This is a genomic window from Ochrobactrum sp. SFR4 (assembly GCF_019730395.1).
GTDB lineage: Bacteria > Pseudomonadota > Alphaproteobacteria > Rhizobiales > Rhizobiaceae > Pseudochrobactrum.
In genome coordinates this window covers 1-251 of record NZ_JAAPBB010001081.1, presented here as the reverse complement: position 1 = coordinate 251, position 251 = coordinate 1, and the positions used below count along the sequence as shown (strand labels likewise).

The 251-nt window shown below is 53.0% G+C and carries 1 protein-coding gene; it reads left to right on the top strand.

The features are described 5' to 3' along the window. Positions 1–251 (top strand): formate--tetrahydrofolate ligase (locus HBA93_RS22375; protein ID WP_221724704.1); only part of this gene is annotated, 251 nt, incomplete at both ends.

Genomic DNA, 251 nt, shown 5'->3' with positions numbered 1-251 from the left:
CTATGATTGATAACCACATTCATTGGGGCAATGCTTTGCGGTTCGATACACGTCGCGTTACATGGCGCCGCGTCGTTGACATGAATGACCGTGCATTGCGCAATATCAATGTGGCTCTTGGCGGCCCGTCCAACGGCTACCCGCGCGAATCCGGCTTTGATATTTCTGTTGCATCCGAGGTCATGGCAATTCTCTGTCTTGCCAATGACCTTGCCGATCTTCAGTCGCGTTTGGCTCGCATCATTGTGGGC